This window comes from Streptomyces sp. NPDC048484 (assembly GCF_040651415.1).
Lineage (GTDB): Bacteria > Actinomycetota > Actinomycetes > Streptomycetales > Streptomycetaceae > Streptomyces.
Window position 1 is genome coordinate 1 of record NZ_JBEZJY010000149.1, and the last position, 1,179, is coordinate 1,179.

Annotated in this window: 1 rRNA gene; it reads left to right on the top strand. The window is 48.3% G+C overall.

Going from position 1 to position 1,179, the window contains the following annotated elements:
• Positions 1–1,179 (top strand): 23S ribosomal RNA (locus AB0D14_RS44990); the annotation flags it as partial.

A 1,179-nucleotide genomic window follows, 5' to 3' on the forward strand; every position in this document is an offset into this window, starting at 1 on the left:
AGTCGAATAACCTGGGAAGGTTAATCAAAGAGGGTAATAATCCCGTAGACGAAATAGCGCTTATACCTAGCAGTATCCTGAGTAGGGCTGGACACGCGAAATCCAGTTTGAATCCGGGAGGACCATCTCCCAACCCTAAATACTCCTTAGTGACCGATAGTGAACCAGTACCGTGAGGGAAAGGTGAAAAGAACCCCGAGAGGGGAGTGAAATAGCACCTGAAACCGTGTGCCTACAAGAAGTTCGAGCCCGTTAATGGGTGAGAGCGTGCCTTTTGTAGAATGAACCGGCGAGTTACGTTATGATGCGAGGTTAAGTTGAAGAGACGGAGCCGTAGGGAAACCGAGTCTGAATAGGGCGACTTAGTATCATGATGTAGACCCGAAACCTAGTGACCTATCCATGAGCAGGGTGAAGGTGTGGTAAGACGCACTGGAGGCCCGAACCAGGACACGTTGAAAAGTGTTTGGATGACTTGTGGATAGCGGAGAAATTCCAAACGAACTGGGAGATAGCTGGTTCTCTCCGAAATAGCTTTAGGGCTAGCGTCGAAATGTAAGTGTATTGGAGGTAGAGCACTGTTTGGGTGAGGGGTCCGTCTAGGATTACCAATCTCAGATAAACTCCGAATGCTAATACACATGTTCGGCAGTCAGACTGCGAGTGCTAAGATCCGTAGTCGAAAGGGAAACAGCCCAGACCAACAGCTAAGGTCCCAAAATATATGTTAAGTGGAAAAGGATGTGGGGTTGCACAGACAACTAGGATGTTAGCTCAGAAGCAGCTATCATTCAAAGAGTGCGTAATAGCTCACTAGTCGAGTGACCCTGCGCCGAAAATGTACCGGGGCTAAACATATTACCGAAGCTTTGGATTGATATTTTATCAATGGTAGGAGAGCGTTCTTAACCGCGATGAAGGTATACCGTGAGGAGTGCTGGAGCGTTAAGAAGTGAGAATGCCGGTATGAGTAGCGCAAGATAAGTGAGAATCTTATCCACCGTAAGACTAAGGTTTCCAGGGGAAGGCTCGTCCGCCCTGGGTTAGTCGGGACCTAAGGCGAGGCCGAAAGGCGTAGTCGATGGACAACTGGTTGATATTCCAGTACTAGATATGATCGTGATGGAGGGACGCAGTAGGCTAAGAGATGCCAGTTAATGGATTCTGGTCTAAGCAGTG